General features: G+C 68.6%; 22 protein-coding genes and 1 pseudogene. 12 read left to right on the top strand and 11 right to left on the bottom strand.

Annotation, left to right across the window (positions count from 1 at the left end; all coding sequences use genetic code 11):
- Window positions 1–121: 121 nt before the first annotated feature.
- Genes tgmC through ACVNF4_RS01815 form a run of 4 tightly spaced genes read right to left on the bottom strand, consistent with a single transcriptional unit; the run spans window position 122 to window position 2,776 of the window.
- Complete coding sequence (gene tgmC, locus ACVNF4_RS01830) at window positions 122–1,249, bottom strand: ATP-grasp peptide maturase system methyltransferase (RefSeq protein ID WP_461800834.1); 1,128 nt, start codon at window positions 1,247–1,249, stop codon at window positions 122–124.
- Entirely contained in the window at window positions 1,246–1,434 is a 189-nt protein-coding gene (locus tag ACVNF4_RS01825) for a hypothetical protein (protein WP_461800833.1), read from the bottom strand. Before ACVNF4_RS01825 ends, tgmC begins: the two co-directional genes overlap by 4 nt.
- Window positions 1,435–1,460: 26 nt before the next feature.
- Window positions 1,461–2,585, bottom strand: coding sequence for a methyltransferase domain-containing protein (locus tag ACVNF4_RS01820; RefSeq protein WP_461800832.1), 1,125 nt, complete (start codon window positions 2,583–2,585; stop codon window positions 1,461–1,463).
- A 5-nt stretch (window positions 2,586–2,590) separates the two neighbouring features.
- Window positions 2,591–2,776, bottom strand: a complete 186-nt coding sequence (locus tag ACVNF4_RS01815; protein ID WP_461800831.1) for a hypothetical protein — start codon at window positions 2,774–2,776, stop codon at window positions 2,591–2,593.
- A gap of 95 nt (window positions 2,777–2,871) precedes the next feature.
- Between ACVNF4_RS01815 and ACVNF4_RS01810 the strand changes: the two genes are divergently transcribed.
- From ACVNF4_RS01810 to ACVNF4_RS01785, 6 genes and pseudogenes are all read left to right on the top strand, one after another.
- A complete protein-coding gene (locus tag ACVNF4_RS01810; protein WP_461800830.1) occupies window positions 2,872–3,702 on the top strand; it encodes a helix-turn-helix domain-containing protein in 831 nt (276 codons plus the stop codon).
- Complete coding sequence (locus tag ACVNF4_RS01805) at window positions 3,699–3,953, top strand: DUF397 domain-containing protein (RefSeq protein ID WP_461800829.1); 255 nt, start codon at window positions 3,699–3,701, stop codon at window positions 3,951–3,953. Before ACVNF4_RS01810 ends, ACVNF4_RS01805 begins: the two co-directional genes overlap by 4 nt.
- 117 nt (window positions 3,954–4,070) lie before the next feature.
- Complete coding sequence (locus tag ACVNF4_RS01800) at window positions 4,071–4,325, top strand: DUF397 domain-containing protein (protein ID WP_461800828.1); 255 nt, start codon at window positions 4,071–4,073, stop codon at window positions 4,323–4,325.
- 13 nt (window positions 4,326–4,338) lie between these two features.
- A pseudogene (locus ACVNF4_RS01795) lies at window positions 4,339–4,434 on the top strand (transcriptional regulator); the annotation flags it as partial.
- Window positions 4,431–4,691, top strand: coding sequence for a DUF397 domain-containing protein (locus ACVNF4_RS01790; protein ID WP_461800827.1), 261 nt, complete (start codon window positions 4,431–4,433; stop codon window positions 4,689–4,691). The pseudogene ACVNF4_RS01795 and the gene ACVNF4_RS01790, both read left to right, overlap by 4 nt.
- 58 nt (window positions 4,692–4,749) lie before the next feature.
- Window positions 4,750–4,998 carry a DUF397 domain-containing protein gene (locus tag ACVNF4_RS01785; protein WP_461800826.1) on the top strand — a complete coding sequence of 83 codons (249 nt, stop codon included), beginning with the start codon at window positions 4,750–4,752 and terminating at the stop codon, window positions 4,996–4,998.
- A 74-nt stretch (window positions 4,999–5,072) separates the two neighbouring features.
- On the opposite strand, the gene ACVNF4_RS01780 is transcribed toward ACVNF4_RS01785, so the two are convergent.
- The 5 genes from ACVNF4_RS01780 to ACVNF4_RS01760 form a co-directional block, all read right to left on the bottom strand.
- The gene (locus ACVNF4_RS01780) at window positions 5,073–5,555 is read right to left on the bottom strand and encodes an SAM-dependent methyltransferase (protein ID WP_461800825.1); all 483 of its coding nucleotides are present in this window, start codon (window positions 5,553–5,555) and stop codon (window positions 5,073–5,075) included.
- A 170-nt stretch (window positions 5,556–5,725) separates the two neighbouring features.
- The gene (locus tag ACVNF4_RS01775) at window positions 5,726–6,256 is read right to left on the bottom strand and encodes a hypothetical protein (RefSeq protein ID WP_461800824.1); all 531 of its coding nucleotides are present in this window, start codon (window positions 6,254–6,256) and stop codon (window positions 5,726–5,728) included.
- Between the two features lie 170 nt (window positions 6,257–6,426).
- Window positions 6,427–7,125 carry a WbqC family protein gene (locus tag ACVNF4_RS01770; protein ID WP_461800855.1) on the bottom strand — a complete coding sequence of 233 codons (699 nt, stop codon included), beginning with the start codon at window positions 7,123–7,125 and terminating at the stop codon, window positions 6,427–6,429.
- A gap of 1 nt (window position 7,126) precedes the next feature.
- The gene (locus ACVNF4_RS01765) at window positions 7,127–7,795 is read right to left on the bottom strand and encodes a YdcF family protein (protein ID WP_461800823.1); all 669 of its coding nucleotides are present in this window, start codon (window positions 7,793–7,795) and stop codon (window positions 7,127–7,129) included.
- 15 nt (window positions 7,796–7,810) lie between these two features.
- Window positions 7,811–8,911 (bottom strand): helix-turn-helix domain-containing protein, encoded by a 1,101-nt coding sequence (locus tag ACVNF4_RS01760; RefSeq protein WP_461800822.1) that lies wholly within the window; start codon window positions 8,909–8,911, stop codon window positions 7,811–7,813.
- A 153-nt stretch (window positions 8,912–9,064) separates the two neighbouring features.
- Here ACVNF4_RS01760 and ACVNF4_RS01755 point away from each other — a divergent pair, with 153 nt between their 5' ends.
- The 5 genes from ACVNF4_RS01755 (at window position 9,065) to ACVNF4_RS01735 (ending at window position 11,945) form a co-directional block, all read left to right on the top strand.
- Window positions 9,065–9,418 (top strand): recombinase family protein, encoded by a 354-nt coding sequence (locus ACVNF4_RS01755; protein ID WP_461800821.1) that lies wholly within the window; start codon window positions 9,065–9,067, stop codon window positions 9,416–9,418.
- Between the two features lie 38 nt (window positions 9,419–9,456).
- The gene (locus ACVNF4_RS01750) at window positions 9,457–10,578 is read left to right on the top strand and encodes an adenosylhomocysteinase (protein ID WP_461800820.1); all 1,122 of its coding nucleotides are present in this window, start codon (window positions 9,457–9,459) and stop codon (window positions 10,576–10,578) included.
- 5 nt (window positions 10,579–10,583) lie between these two features.
- On the top strand, window positions 10,584–11,120 hold the full coding sequence (locus ACVNF4_RS01745; protein ID WP_461800819.1) for an NUDIX hydrolase: 537 nt from the start codon (window positions 10,584–10,586) through the stop codon (window positions 11,118–11,120).
- Window positions 11,121–11,190: 70 nt separating this feature from the next.
- Entirely contained in the window at window positions 11,191–11,613 is a 423-nt protein-coding gene (locus ACVNF4_RS01740) for an NUDIX domain-containing protein (RefSeq protein WP_461800818.1), read from the top strand.
- A 62-nt stretch (window positions 11,614–11,675) separates the two neighbouring features.
- Window positions 11,676–11,945, top strand: coding sequence for a hypothetical protein (locus ACVNF4_RS01735; RefSeq protein ID WP_461800817.1), 270 nt, complete (start codon window positions 11,676–11,678; stop codon window positions 11,943–11,945).
- On the opposite strand, the gene ACVNF4_RS01730 is transcribed toward ACVNF4_RS01735, so the two are convergent.
- Window positions 11,911–12,048 (bottom strand): hypothetical protein, encoded by a 138-nt coding sequence (locus ACVNF4_RS01730; protein ID WP_461800816.1) that lies wholly within the window; start codon window positions 12,046–12,048, stop codon window positions 11,911–11,913. The two genes, ACVNF4_RS01735 and ACVNF4_RS01730, sit on opposite strands and share 35 nt — an antisense overlap.
- A gap of 198 nt (window positions 12,049–12,246) precedes the next feature.
- On the bottom strand, window positions 12,247–12,633 hold the full coding sequence (locus ACVNF4_RS01725; protein WP_461800815.1) for a VOC family protein: 387 nt from the start codon (window positions 12,631–12,633) through the stop codon (window positions 12,247–12,249).
- A gap of 63 nt (window positions 12,634–12,696) precedes the next feature.
- Here ACVNF4_RS01725 and ACVNF4_RS01720 point away from each other — a divergent pair, with 63 nt between their 5' ends.
- The gene (locus ACVNF4_RS01720) at window positions 12,697–13,662 is read left to right on the top strand and encodes a helix-turn-helix transcriptional regulator (protein ID WP_461800814.1); all 966 of its coding nucleotides are present in this window, start codon (window positions 12,697–12,699) and stop codon (window positions 13,660–13,662) included.
- The last annotated feature ends 939 nt before the right edge of the window (window positions 13,663–14,601 follow it).

The following is a 14,601-nucleotide window of genomic DNA, read 5'->3' as shown; positions in this document are numbered from 1 at the left end:
TGCTGAACTTGGTTCAGGCATGAAGCTAGGGGCGAAAGTGGGTGGAAGGCATAGTTCCGTCGCGGCATTCCGAAAACGTCTGAAAACGACCCATGAGTGGATGAAATAGGCCCCGGCTCACTCAGTTGGACGGCCAAGTGACGGTCTGGCGCGCGTCCGCGACGGTGATGCCGAAGCGCTCCAGCGGCGGGGCGCCATCAGCTCTCCACCGGCTGACCTGCGCTTCGACGGCGTCCCAGAGCCGCTCGGAACCGCCCTGGCGGACGATCCATGCGGGACCGTCCTGGCAGAGGAGTGCCCACGCTCCGACGGCCACGTCGATCAGCAGATGCTCGGTGCGGCCGTCGCGCCGCAGTGTGACGCTCTGCGCGCGGGGTGCGGCGAGTTGGGCGACGAAGCGGGTGTTCCAGTCGTCCAGGATCCCGGGCGCGTGGTGTGCGCGGCGTTCGTCGCCGTTGTCGAGGTCGGGCAGCAGGCCGAGGGGTGGTGGCTGGTGGGGGCGGGCCAACATGAAGGAGACGCCGCCGCCGAGGAACCGTCCGTGTGCGGTGCCGTCGCCGGTGACGGTGAGGCGGGCGAGTTCGGAGGAGTACATCCAGCCGCTCAGGGTGGCGAGGACGACGCCGCCGGGCCGGGTCTGTTCGAGCCACGCGGCGGGGATGCCGAGGACTCCGCAGGTGGCGACGGTCCGGTCGTAGGGTGCGCCGTCCGGGTGTCCGTCCAGTCCGTCGCCGACGACGAGGCGCGGTGCGTATCCGCAGGCCGCGAGCGCGGCGGTGGCGGCGCCGGAGACCTCGGGGTCGACCTCCACCGAGGTGACGGCGTCGTCGCCGAGCCGATGGCAGGCGAGGGCGGTCGAGTAGCCGGTTCCGGTGCCGATCTCCAGCAGCCGGTGGCCGTCCTCGACCCGGAGGGCCTCCAGCATCCGCACCACCAGGCCGGGCATGGTGCTGGAGGACGTGGGAGCGCGCAGGACCGCGCCACGGATGTCATGGGGGACGATCGTCCCCGCGACCTGCGTGACGAGCGACTCGTCGGCGTAGCAGCGTCGCATCCACTGTTCGGCGTCCGGCATGACAGGCCGCCACCGCGTGGGACCGCCGGCGTCGACGCGCTCGAAGAACCCTCCGCGCAGGAACTCGTGCCGAGGCACGGCTTCGACCGCCGCGCGCCACGGGGTGGTGCTCAAGTACCCGTTGGCGGACAGCTCTTCGGCGAGGCGAAGGCGGTGAGCCTTGTCATCCGTCACTTGGGATGCGCCTGCTTCAGATGCCGCCGCATCAGGACGTTGACGTCCGTCTCCCGGCTGCCGTCGTACGCGGCCCGCGCGGCCCTGCGCTGGTCGATGAACTCGGTGCAGACGGAGCAGCCGGGGACGGGGGAGGGTGGGGTGAGGCCGAACAAGGCGGTGAGGTGGTCGGGGACTTGGGGCATTGCGGGGCTCCTTGAGGTGTGGGGGTTCAGTGGTTGCCCAGGGAGGCTCGCCACCGCCCCCGGGACAGGTGGCACACGCCGTCCGGGGTGATGCGGAGGTCCGCGCCGAGGAGGGGGAGGCTGCCCTCGGTGTTGAGGCGGTTGCGGATGCGGTCGAGGGATTGCCAGAGGCGGCGGGGGCCGCCTTCGTGGATGTCGGGGGCGCCGAGGCCTTCGGCGGTGGCGCGGGCCCAGGAGCCGTCGGGGTGGACGAGGTAGGCGGTGCGGGTCAAGTCCTCGGCTCTGTAGGCGAGTTCGACTCCCGGAGTCGTGACCTCCAGCATCGAGCGGAGCTCCCACGCCTCCGAGACATCGACGACGGGATAGCGGCCGATGCTGCGGTGCTCCCCCTCCGCGTCGAGCGCGTGAGCGAGCAACTCCTCTTGTCCACAGGGGTAGTTGTCACCCGATCGGGTAGACATGAACCCGGCCATACCGCGCTCGACCCGCCCGACGACGTCCCCGGCGAGGTTCTTCCACCCGGTGACGACGAGACACGTCCCCGCAAGGGTCGTGACGAGCCGCCCACCCGGCTCCAACGCCCGCAGCACAGGCCGCAGTTGAGCCCCCGGCGAGAGCGCGACGGTCGACACGATCCGGTCGTACGCGCCAGGCACATGCTCGGTCGCGTCCGCTGTCAGCATCGCCGGATGGTGCCCCAACTCCGCGAGCCGCTCCCCGGCGACGCGGACGACATAGGGGTCGACGTCGAGACTGGTCACGCACCTCGCGCCGAGCCGCCGACAGGCGTACGCGGCGAGTCCGCCGGCGCCGGTGCCGAGGTCGAGTAACGACAGCCCCTGTCCGAGCCGCCCGTGCCGCAGCATCTGGACGACGAGGCTCGGCATGGTGGACGACGAGGTGGGCAACCCCTCAGCCCGAGCCCCGACTTCAGCGTGATCGGCGTGCACCGCACCCACCCGGGTGACCAGCGACCGATCCTCGTACGCGGCGTCCAGGGAACCCACCCGCAGCACCCACTCCTCCCCCGCCAACTCCCACCAACGCGGCACGAGTTGATGCCGAGGCGTCCGAGCGATCGGTGCGAGCCAGCGGGAGTCCGGATCGGTGACCCGGTCCGCGAGGGCGATGGCCCTGTCCTCCCAGTCCACCCCCGTCACCGCCCCGCACTCACCGGCTCGGCGGACCCGGGTTCCACGGTCCACTCGACCCCACCACCCACCGGCCGCAACCACCACAACCCATAGGCGACGGCCCGGAGTTCACCGACATGACCTTGCCGGTCGACCAGCACCGAGCCGACGGCCGGAACAGGAGGTGGGGGGACTCTCTGATCGGACATGATCGTTCCTCTCTGTAGCCATTCCGCTACCGGGAGGCCCTAGAGTGGCCTACAGTCGGGGGCCGAGCAACTGACCAAAGGGGGCAAGCAACTTGGTGAACATCAAGAAGTTGAATCCGGACGCATCGCCCCAAGAAGCGTTCGGAGCGTTCTTTCGCAGCGTGCGGGAGGAGCAGGGGTGGCGGCAGGAGGACCTGTCCGGGCCGATGAACTACTCCGGCTCACACATCTCGGCGGTGGAAACTGGTCGCAAGTGGCCAACTTTGCAGTTCGCGCGGGCCGCTGACACGGTGTTGGGCATGGGGGACCGCTTCGAGAAGAAGTGGAACGAGATCAGGAACGGGATCCTGCTGGAGGGGTTCCCCGAGTACGCGATGTCTGAGGGTAAGGCCATAGAGATCAGGCTCTACAACATCGGCGTCATCCCCGGCCTGTTGCAAACGCCCGGGTACGCAAGGGTGTTGGCTGACAGCCACATGCAGCGCGGAGCGGTCACTCAGCAACAAGCTGAAGAACGGCTCTCGTTCCTCGCGCGGCGCCAGAAGACGGTTTTCGAGCGCGCCCGTCCGCCGATGGTGTTTGTGGTCCTGGATGAGAGTTGCATCCGGCGTCCCATCGGAGGCCCTGAGGTCATGGGAGCTCAGCTCGACTATCTGATCGAGTTTGCCAACAACCCCCGGACGATGCTCCAGATCGCACCGTTCGCGATGGGTGAGCGCCGAGCGTTCGACCTGCCCGTGAACCTGATCACCATGGCGGACCGGACCATGATCTACTACGCCGAATCCCAAGCCCAGGGGAACTTTGACCGCGAATCCCCCGCTGTAACTGAGGCGTTGACGGCCTACCATCAACTACAGGCCGAGGCACTGTCCCAGGCAGAGTCCGTGGCCATGATCAGACAGGTTCGAAAGGGCACACAGTGACTACCGAAGTTTTCTTCCGCTGGGTCAAGTCCTCCTACAGCAACAACGGTGGCGACTGCGTCGAGGTCGCCCTCTGGACCAAGTCCTCGTACAGCAACCCCGGCAACGGCGGCGACTGCGTCGAGGTCGCCCTGAACTTGGCCGTCCAGGGCACCGCCGTCCCCGTCCGCGACTCCAAGTCCCCCGACGGTCCCATCCTCGGCTTCTCCACCTCCGCGTTCACCTCCTTCACGGAGAGCCTCAAGGCCTGACCGCCACAGAGCACAGCAGGGGAAGCCCCACCGCATGAACACAGCGGCGAGGCTTCCCCCGCTGTGGCAGCGGGCAGAGTCTGTGTCCATGGTCAGACGACTTCGAAAGGGCACACAGTGACTACCGAAGTTTCCTTCCACTGGGTCAAGTCCTCCTACAGCAACCCGAGCACCGGCGGCGACTGCGTCGAGGTCGCCCTCTGGACCAAGTCTTCATACAGCGACAACGGCGGCACCTGCGTCGAGATCGCGCTGAACTTGGCAGCCCAGGGCGTCACCGTCCCCGTCCGCGACTCCAAGTCCCCCGACGGTCCCGTAATCGCCCTCTCCACCTCCGCGTTCACCTCCTTCACGGAGAGCCTCAAGGTCTGACCGCCGCAGGGAACCGGCGTTGACGGCCTACCATCAACTACAGGTCGAAGCACTGTCTCAGGCAGCGTCTGCATCCATGATCAGACAGGTTCGAAGGGACATACAGTGACTACCGAAGTCTCCCTCCGCTGGATCAAGTCCTCGTACAGCGACCCCGGCACCGGCGGCAACTGCGTCGAGGTCGCCCTCTGGACCAAGTCCTCCTACAGCAACCCCGGCAACGGCGGCGAGTGCGTAGAGGTCGCCCTGAACTTAGCGGCCCAGGGCATCACCGTCCCCGTCCGCGACTCCAAGTCCCCCGACGGCCCCGTCCTCGGTTTCTCCACCTCCGCGTTCACCTCCTTCACGGAGAGCCTCAAGGCCTGACCGCCGCAGGGAAGGCAGAGTCCGTGTCCGTGATCAGACGACTTCGAAAGGGCACACAGTGACTACCGAAGTTTCCTTCCGCTGGGTCAAGTCCTCGTACAGCGACAACGGCGGCGACTGCGTCGAGATCGCCCTCTGGACCAAGTCCTCGCACAGCAACAACGGTGGCGACTGCGTCGAGGTCGCCCTGAACTTGGCCGCCCAGGGCATCACCGTCCCCGTCCGCGACTCCAAGTCCCCCGACGGTCCCATCCTCGGTTTCTCCACCTCCGCGTTCACCTCCTTCACGGAGAGCCTCAAGGTCTGACCGCCGCAGCGCCCAGCGGGGGAAGCCTCGCCGCATGAACACAGCGGTGAGGCTTCCCTGTTGGGCCTCGGCCCTTACGGCCGCTTCGAGGCGTCGAGCCAGTAGTCGGCCAGCATTTCCCCCGGCCAGGCAGGCTGGTGGACCGAGCCTCGGGGCCCCATCTGTTCGAAGTACGGCGCGATGTCGAGGACGGGGGTCCCGTCGACGGCATCCAGGTCGGTGACGACGAGGTCCCGGCCCTCCACCCCGAGCAACCTCGGGTAGCTGACCGCCAGTTGGTTGGGGCGCCGGTGGTTGCGATGGACGAACGTGCCGGTCGCGGGCCAGACCGGGTTCCCCCGAGGACTGCGCGCGTGCAGCTGGACATCTTCAGACCGCGCCAGATGGAACCGCCAGGTCACCGTCAGGTGGGAGAACTCCCCGATCCCCAACAGCGTTTCGAGCGGAAAGACATCATCCAGCCGGATGACCGACTCGACCCCACCCTGATAGTCGTCCTGCACCCGGCTATGCCCCCCGACGACCGTCCCGACCGACTCGACCTCGTACGTTGCCATCGGCACTCGCTCCTCTCCCGGGTTCCACTTGCCCGGCGGCGGTCAGCCTATGGCGCGCATCATCTCCCGTGCCTGGCAGTCGAGTTCGGCGATATGACGGCCTCCCCGTTGCATCGCCCCCTGACAAGGGAAGCCCCACCGCCTGAACGGCGAGGCTTCCCCTGCTGCCGCTACGCCGAACGCCGCTTCTCAGACGCCGAGTTGGGGATCCCCTCGTCCGCCGTCGGCCCCGTCCCGGCCACGAGAACGCAGTCCGGACAGGCGTGCAGTGCGGCTTCCCCGAGGTTCCGGCAGGGCACCGGGACGCTGGTCCATCGTCCGCAGTGGCAGCAGATGGCTTCGAAGGGGGCGTAGTCGGTGGTGAGGGCCTCGCGGGACATCCTGGGCTGGGGCTTGGGGAAGTCGTCCGGGCCGAAGGGTGCGCCGTCGTAGGTGTACGGGTAGTCCACCCCGACCGTCGCGTACGCCGCCGCCTGTCGCCGTTCCTGTTGGAGGTTCCGTTCGGCCTGCTGCCGGAAGAACTCGGCGACTTCGGCCTTGCTGGGGCTGGTCCACGGCCGGGACCAGGGGCTGACGTACGGCTCGGCCTGGACGGGAGCGGCTGCGAGGTGAGGGGCTCGGCGCTTGCCGGAGGCGGGGAGGAGGAGTTCGAGCAGGGCACGCAGGCACGCCGAAATGGCGCGCGCGATAAAGTGGCGCACGGCGACAGTTTCCTTTCGCGGGATGTCGTCACGGCCCCGTCAGCGGAGTGTTGGTAGCACTCCGAGTCCTGGCGGGGCCACTTTTCTGTTGTGGTGCACCGCACGCTAGCACCAACACCGGTGATCTGTACGGTGTTTGGAAACAACGGAAACAGCGAGGTGAAACTCAGTCAGAACGGCAGACGCTCGGCCACGGTCTGCGGGCCGAGCTTCGCGAGAGCCCACAGGGCGCTGAGCCGACGGCCGGAGGACCAGATGGTGGTCGTCGGCGGCCGGAACGGTGTCACGACGATGTCGTGAGCCGTGAACGGGTCCGGGTCGAGGTAGGTCATGCCGCCGGTCCCACACAGATACGCGCGGGCACCGGTCGCGGCGGCGAGGTCGGCGAGCCTCTGGGATCGGCCCGGCCGGGATGGCAGCCGGCTGCTGGTGAGGATCTTGCCCTGCCAGCCGAGGAGGTCCAGCAGGACGCGGGTGGAGGTCTCGGCGACGGCTGCGGTCCGACCGGTGGCGAACGCGTCCAGCACCGGGTCCAGGGCCTGGGAGAGGGCGGACCAATGAGGGCTGGCACCGTAGTGCTGCCGCAGCATCCCCGAGGTTCGGCGGCGCGCGATGTCCGGCTCGGCGATCACCGCGTCCCGGATGAGGGTGGGGCGCCCGTTCGGCAGGTGGGTGGGGATGGTGAGCCACTGGTGGCGGGCCGGGTTGTCGAGGGCGGCGAGGCGGGCTCGGTGCTGGTAGTCGCGGCGGGCGAACTGGACGTCGTCCAGGACGATCCAGTGGTCCGCCGCGAACAGCTTTGCCAGCGTGGTCAGTCGGGGGAGGAAGTTCGGCTGGTGGATCGTGCAGAGACCGCCGGGCTGGGGCAGTTCACGAATTGATAAGGCGGCTGGTGAAGTTGTCGCGGATGAGGGATTCGTATGCGGCACGCACGTCCTCCGGGACCTCCTGCTCGATGGCGAACCCGAGCTTCGGATATTCGATCACCCGCTGGAGGTCGCCGACGAGCATGTCCAGGACGAGCTTCTCGTCGCCGATGGACTTCAGGTAGTCGTCGAACTCCAGCGGTTCCGACGCGCAGAGGATCTCGACGTCGGGCCACAGCTTGCGGGCGGTCGCGAACGACCGCCTTTCCATATAAGGCTTGGAGACCAGCAGCACCGCGGTCGGGTGGATACCGGAGGCGGCGAGGACCTCGCGGGCCAGGGTGATGTTCTGCCCGGTGTTCGCCGCGTTGGGCTCCAGCAGGATCGCCTCGGCGGGGACACCGAGGTCGATGGCGTGCTCGCGGAAGTGGACGGCCTCACCGCGCGGGAAGACCTTGGCGGTGGTGGGGCTGTTGCCGCCGGTGAACACCAGGATCGGGAAGAGTCCGGAGTGATACAGCGCGGCGGCATGGGTCGCGACGCCGAGGTCGTGGCTGCCCAGTCCGATCGCCACGTCGACGGGCCGCAGTTCATGGCTCATCCGGTGGTGGTCCCAGATCAACTTGGCCTGGCGCCACTGGTCCTCGGTGATGGCCCGTTGGTCGTTGCTCACGCATGTTCTCCCTGGTCACCGTCGCCGGGGCCCGGTCGGCCCCTCGCTCATGGCCTTGACGCCCTCGATGCTGCGCAGTTGGTGTACGAGTCCGTACTGCGCGGCCATCTTGGCGGCCTGGTCGAGGACGAGGAGTCCATCATCCCGGGTCGCCGCGTCGGAGAGCAGGATGTGGCCATGAGCGGTGTTCAGTCGCACGCGTTGCATCGGTGATTCGGCGATCCCGCTGCTGCGGGCGATGTCGATGAAGTGCAGGGCCTGGGTGAGGTCGCCGGCGCCGCGACGGGCGAGGGCGAGTTTCTGGTGGGCCACCGACCAGTCGTCCGGTTCGGTGAGATCTTCGAAGTCGCGGGTCGCGGCCCGCATGACGCGGGTGGCACAGCCGTGTCGGCCGTCCTTGCTCAGCGCGGTCCCCACCCACAGGCGGGCTCTTGCCCGGTCACGCCGGGAGAGTCGGTCGTCGACGGCGAGGCACTCGTAACTGCGGGCGGCGATCTCCAGCTTCCCGGACATCTCGGTGACCACGGCCAGGGAGAGGTCGAGCTGGGCGACGCGGCGGGGGATGCCGAGTCGGGTGAATACCGCGCGGGCACCGGCATAGGAGTACTGCGCGGAGAGCGGGCCGAGCACGGCGCCTTGGTCGCGTTTGAGGTCGCCGAGCAGAGCGGTGGAGCGGGCGAAGAGATACAAGCCCTTCTCGTCCAGTTCGCCGGCCTTGAACCGGCTCAGCCACCGTGTCAGGAGGCTGTCGGCGAAGACGAAGTTCTGCCGGGACAGGGCGACTACGACCCGGTCCAGGTCATCCGCCCAGGACTCGTACTCCCAGGCCCGGGGACCGTAGGCGGTGACACGCCGCCGGGCGTCGGCCAGCGGGCTGACCATCTCGGACAGGAGCGTTTCGAACCGCAAGTGGACGGAGGCGTCCGCCCGGCCGAGCGCGGTGTCGAGGATGGCCTGGGTGTCGGGTCTGGGCTCGGTGTCGGCGAGCTTGCTCTCCCACTTGGAGACGGTTGCGACAGCCAGGCCGAGCTGCTGGGCGAAGGCCCGCACGCTCAGCCGCAGGGCGAGCCGCAGGGCCTTGGCCTCCAGGCCGGTCCAGTGGTGCACAGTCGCCACGCCGCACTCCCTTCCACCGGTCATCGAAGCAGACGGGCGCAGTCGGCGGGACGGAAGTGGAACGGAAGTGGAACGGCCGGTGATTGGCGTGGAGTTGGGATGCGGCGAAGCTCAAGGTGTCACCTTTGTCGAGCCCGTCGGACGGTCCTCAGCATGGAACCCCTCACGGAGCACCGCCAGGTCAACGGCCCCGTCGTGTACGGCTTCCTGCGGCTGGTACGGGTCTCCCGAGCGCGGCAGGCTGCGCTTGTCGTTTCGCTGGCCGAGTACTGCCGCAGCCACGAGTTGCAGCTGTCCGGCGTCTTCAGTGATCGCGAGGTGACGGACGGGTCTGCCTCTGCGGCGTTCACCGAACTGTTGGACGCGCTCGCCCTGCCCGACGTCTACGGCGTGCTCGTCCCGGCCATGTCGCACCTGGGTCCGAAGGCCATAGCCGCCGAGCGCGGGCACCGCATCGAAGGGGCCGGTTCCCGGTTGCTGCTGATCCGCCACCCCCGCACCCGCTGAATCCCGGTCCCTGGTTGGACGGATGAGAGGGAACTGCCATGGAAACCTTCGAACGCGCCCGGCTGGACGCCTACTTCGCTCGGATCGGCGCCCAGTTCACCCCGGACGAGCAGGCCGCTTCGTTCCTCATCACGCATCTGCTGGCGGAGCGTCCCGCCTTCGTCCGTGCGGTCGCCACGATGACCCGGCTCACGGCGGTACTGCCCAAACCGAAGTCCGTCCATCCGGCAGCGAAGCGCGAGATCGAGCAGACCGTTCCGGTCGACACCCTCACCCGCGAGATGTTCACCGACGACGACACCGCACTGGACTACCTCGAATCCCGGGCCTCGGGCGAGACGGTCTGCCTGCTGGACGTCGGCGGCTACTTCGCCCCGGGCCTCGCCGCCGTCCACAGCCGCTTCACCGGCCGCCTCGTCGGGGTGATCGAGGACACCGAGAACGGGCACCGCCGCTATGAGGGCCTCGACAAGCTGCCCTGCCCCGTCATCTCCGTCGCCCGGTCCCCGCTGAAGGACCCCGAAGACTTCCTGGTCGGCCAGTCCGTCGTCTTCTCCACCGAGGCTGTCATGCGCGGACGCGGCGACATCCTCCACGGCCGCCCGGCCCTGGTGATCGGCTTCGGTAAACTCGGCAGCTCGATCGCACGGCTCCTGCACGCCAAGGGCGTCCAGGTGACCGTCTTCGACATTGACCCCGTCCGCCGCATCCAGGCTCTCTCCCAAGGGTTCACCGTCGCCCGCGACCGCGAGGCCGCCCTGACCGGGGCGGGCCTGGTGCTCTGCGCGACCGGCGCCGTCTCCCTGCGCGGTGAGGACTTCGCCCACCTGCGCAACGGCGCCTACGTCGCCACCGTCACCTCCAGCGAGGACGAACTCGATCTCGCAGGACTCCCCGACGTCTACACCCGCACGCAGGTCGGCGACCACGTCACCCGGTACCGGACCACCGGCCACTACTTCTATCTGGCGAACGGCGGCAACGCCGTCAACTTCGTCCACGGCGCCGGCGTCGGGCCGTTCATCTTCCTGGTCCAGGCCGAGATCCTCGCCGCGATCAAAATGCTCACCCGAGGCGACCTCGTACCCGGTATCCATGAGGTTCCCGCCCTCGACCGCGAAGCCATCGCGGCGACTTGGCTCTCCTACTTCAACAGGTGATCACCATGGCCATCACGGCAGACCACATCCGCACCACCGTCGGCGCCTACCTCGACCAACACCCCGAGGACAAGCGCGAACTCAGCGTCGTCCTCGGCCTCTTGGACGACGGCGGCGACCTCACCCACCGCAAGACCCTGCCCGGCCACGTCACCGCAGGGGCGATCCTCGTCCGCCCCGACGGCCGCATCCTGCACATCCTCCACAACACGACCCAGAAGTGGCTGCTGCCCGGCGGCCACCTGGAGCCCTCGGACGAGACACTCCTGCAAGCCGCCGCCCGCGAACTCGCGGAAGAGACCGGTATCCCGCCCCACGCCGTCACCCCACACGGCGAGACCCCCCTCCACATCGACACCCACCCCATCGACGCCAACCCCGCCAAGGACGAACCCGCCCACCAGCACTTCGACTTCCGCTTCCTCTTCCGCACCACCGCCGACATCGGTGACCTCCAGACCGAAGAGGTCAGCGCCGCCGCCTGGCGCGAGAGCCTCCACGACGAACGCCTCAGGCAGCGCGTCGCCCAAGCACTTCGCTGAGCCGCAGAGGGGAGGCCGGATTCTCCGCCGACCGTCTCCACCCGGCACCACCGAGAGGAAGCAGCACCCCATGCGGCACCGCGTCCGAGCCGTCCTCCTCACCCCGACCAACACCCTGCTGCTGATGCGGCGTATCCGTCCCGGCGTCGAGCCGTACTCGGTGGTCGTCGGCGGGAAGGTCGAGGCGACCGACGCCGGGCCCGAGGCGGCGGTGCTGCGGGAGGTCCACGAGGAGACCGGCGGCGAGGCAACGGTCGTCCGGCTGTTCCACACCTTGGAGACCGACGGCGAGCGGCAGGATTTCTACCTCGCGACGATCGAGGAGTGGGACTTCGAGGCCCGTACCGGGCCTGAGTTCAGCCAGGAAGGGCGGGGGGAGTACCTCCTCCAGGAGCTCCCGCTCACCGTTGAGGCGATCGGCGGGGCCAATCTCATGCCGTCGGAGATCGCCGTCGTCCTGCGCGAGGGCGTTGAGAGGGGCGGCCTTCTCTGAGGCTCGGAGCGAGGGCCGGGGAGTGCTGCGAGGGCGGGGCCGATGGGCGGGAAGATCGGGAGGTGGGCCGTCCTGCGGTAGTCGACCCATTCGACGACGCCGACTTCGTGGGTGCCGTCGGGCTGTTCGTCGAGTTCGTGTTCGGCGAGGCCTGCGCGGGTTTCGGGGGTGATGTGGAGGCGGTAGATCAGGTGGAGCTTGCGGGGTGGCGGGGCGGGGCCGGGGCGGGTGACTCGCTGGTCGACGATCCACAGGAGGTCGCCGTCCTCGGCCTGGCCGATGTCGAGGGCGAGTTCTTCAGTGCACGGAGCCGGGGCGGTCGCGGCGGATGAGGGCGACGTCGTCGCCGCAGAAGACGAGGGCGCCGGTGCGGACCTTGATCCGGGAGGACGGGGTCGGGGTCGGGGTCGGGGGCTGGTCGGGCGTGGGGGTCATGGCGGCCAGTATCGGGGGCCGGTGCCGGGGAGGGCTTCGCGCCGGGTTGGGTATCAGCTGACGGTTCTGGACCCTGTCGTCCGCCGGGTTCGGCCACAGCTGACCGCCACCGACCCCGTCGTCCGTCGTGCAGCCTCGCCGCGACCCGCAGCAGGACGGCGGCGAGTTCGCCGCCCTTGCCCGGGTGCGCGGTCATGTTCAGACCAGGGTGGTGATGCAAAAGGGGTGGCCGGCGGGGTCCAGCAAGACCCTCCATCGGTCGGGCTGGGGCTGGGACGGGGGCTCGACAGCACCCAGAGCCAGCAGGTGAGCCTGCGCGGACTCCAGGTCGTCGACGCCCAGTTCGAGGTGGGCCTGCTTCTCCTGGGAAGGGTCCGGCCAGGTGGGACGCCTGTAGTCGGCCAGCCGGTTGAACCCCAGTCCGGCCGAACCCTCCTTGCCGAGCAGGATGAAGTCGTCGCTGGAGTAGGCGACGGGGAGGCCGAGGGCCTCGCCGTAGAAACGGGCCAGTTCAGCGGGGTCCGAGCAGTCGAAGGTGACGGCCGCGTAGCGGATCTCGGGTGCGATCGTGTTTCCAGTACTCATGGGGAAGACGCTATGACGGGACCAGGACAGATTCGGTCCTGGTCATCCGGGACACTTCACGATGTGATCAGCACATCCGCCCGCCTGCTGCGACTGGTCTCACTGCTGTCCGCACGCCCGTCGTGGACCTGCGGCGAGCTGGCCGGTCGCATGGCGGTCACCGAACGCACGGTGCGGCGGGACATCGCCAGGCTTCGGGAACTCGGCTACGGAGTCGAGTCCGATCCCGGGCCATGGGGTGGATACCGCCTCCGAGCCGGATCCCGGGTACCGCCGCTGATCCTCGATGACGAAGAGGCACTCGCCGTGGCCGTCGGGCTGCGCGAGGCCGCGCTCAGCGGCGTTCTCGGCGGTGACCAGGCCGCGCTGTCCGCTCTGCTGAAACTGCGCCAGGTTCTGCCGCGCCGGATCGCGGAACGGCTGGGTGAGATGGATGCCGCATTTGTTCACACCACAAGGCTCGACGCGCCCCAGATCACGCCCGGCATGCTGCTGGAACTGGCCGGCGCGTGTCATCGGGCGGAGCGTTGCCGCCTGTCGTACCGCGATCGGGAGGGGAAGGCCACGGTCCGGGACGTCGACCCGTACCGCCTGGTGCACACGGGACGCCGTTGGTACTTCGTCGCCCGGGATGTGGCACGGGACGAGTGGCGTACCTTCCGCGCCGACAGGGTGAGCCGGATACAGCCGACCGGACGCCCGGTGGAGCTCATCGACCCACCCGACCCGGCTCTGCTTGTCTCCCGTTCCATCGCGACCGGTTCCTACCCGCTCTACGTGACGATCCGCCTCCCGCTGCCCATGGACCAGGCGCTACGGCTGATCCCGCAGACGGTCGGTAGCCACCGCCCGGAAGGCCCCGAAGCCACCATCGTCGACATCGGCGGCCCCGACGCGGACGGGCTCGCCAGGTACCTCCTCAGCCTGGCCACACCACTGCGGGTCCTGTCACCGGACGACGTACGGCAGGCTCTGCTGCGCCGCACCCGGCAACTGTTCGAGGACAACGTGAACGGTCAGACCCGGTAGAGAGACATCGCACCGGGACGCGACCTCGAAGCGAGGCCGACGCCCACCCCCGCACCCCGTGGGATCAACTCGGCGAGGACGAGTGGGCCGTCACCCCCGGCATGGTCGCCCGCCGCCGACGCGTCCCGCGCCGGGCCCGATGGGACGGTTCTGCGGGAGGTCGGCGAGGAGACCTCGGGCGTCCCGCGAGACAGTGTCGAGAAGGGTGTCCTCCTCTGAGGCGATTTGTTCCTACGTCTGCCACTGAGACGGTGTCACTCGTTCGGGTGATTTCCAGTGGTGGGTTTGTTGCCGGGGCCAGCCCCCTCTCTCCGTCGATGAACCCCTCGTTCGGGCATCGGAATACGCGGCCGAGTGCGGCCGGATCCGTACCGTCCGCACGGCGTTCACCGATGACGCCGGGCCGGGGTTCATCCGCCTTGCCGGCGCGTAACTCTTCCAGTTCGGCAAGTTCCAGCGGGAAAAGTGCGCCCATGTGAACTTGTCCCGCTGAGCCGAACTCGTCTGCCCCTCCTCGACAGATCGGCCAGTTCTGAACCGAGCCGTTGGTCACCGACTGCGGGAGAGCGGGGACTCTGGCACCCGGTAGACCCGAAGGGGTACGTGATCCCCGTGGAAGAGTTCGCAGCGGGGTACGACCGGTTGCTCACTCCCCTCGCCGAGGCCGGACCCGGCTACGCCCTCATCGGAGAGAAGGGCGAATCCAGTGGCGCACCGTCCTGGACCCGAAGACCCAGACCGCCCGCAAGGGCGTTGCCCAACTCCCCGACACCGAAGCCGTGTTCACCGAACTCGCCGCGACGACCGAGCCGAAGCACCGGACCGCGGACGGCATACACCCGACACCGGCCGACCACACGACACGCGCGATCGCCCGAGAAGGACCCCCTCCGCTGAGCCGGCCCGCATCAGCCCCGCCGACAGCCGCCGCCGACGACG

It is taken from the genome of Streptomyces sp. S6 (assembly GCF_054880855.1).
Note: the sequence above shows the minus strand (reverse complement) of the source record. Positions and strands in the feature narration are given on the sequence as shown.

Bases quoted from the DNA above. Each gene is read 5' to 3' on its own strand.
- ACVNF4_RS01780 (WP_461800825.1), bottom strand. From the start codon at position 5,555: ATGGCAACGTACGAGGTCGAGTCGGTCGGGACGGTCGTCGGGGGGCAT.
- ACVNF4_RS01725 (WP_461800815.1), bottom strand. From the start codon at position 12,633: ATGAGTACTGGAAACACGATCGCACCCGAGATCCGCTACGCGGCCGTC.
- ACVNF4_RS01825 (WP_461800833.1), bottom strand. From the start codon at position 1,434: ATGCCCCAAGTCCCCGACCACCTCACCGCCTTGTTCGGCCTCACCCCA.
- ACVNF4_RS01740 (WP_461800818.1), top strand. From the start codon at position 11,191: ATGCGGCACCGCGTCCGAGCCGTCCTCCTCACCCCGACCAACACCCTG.
- ACVNF4_RS01750 (WP_461800820.1), top strand. From the start codon at position 9,457: ATGGAAACCTTCGAACGCGCCCGGCTGGACGCCTACTTCGCTCGGATC.
- ACVNF4_RS01745 (WP_461800819.1), top strand. From the start codon at position 10,584: ATGGCCATCACGGCAGACCACATCCGCACCACCGTCGGCGCCTACCTC.
- ACVNF4_RS01755 (WP_461800821.1), top strand. From the start codon at position 9,065: ATGGAACCCCTCACGGAGCACCGCCAGGTCAACGGCCCCGTCGTGTAC.
- ACVNF4_RS01730 (WP_461800816.1), bottom strand. From the start codon at position 12,048: ATGACCCCCACGCCCGACCAGCCCCCGACCCCGACCCCGACCCCGTCC.
- ACVNF4_RS01815 (WP_461800831.1), bottom strand. From the start codon at position 2,776: ATGTCCGATCAGAGAGTCCCCCCACCTCCTGTTCCGGCCGTCGGCTCG.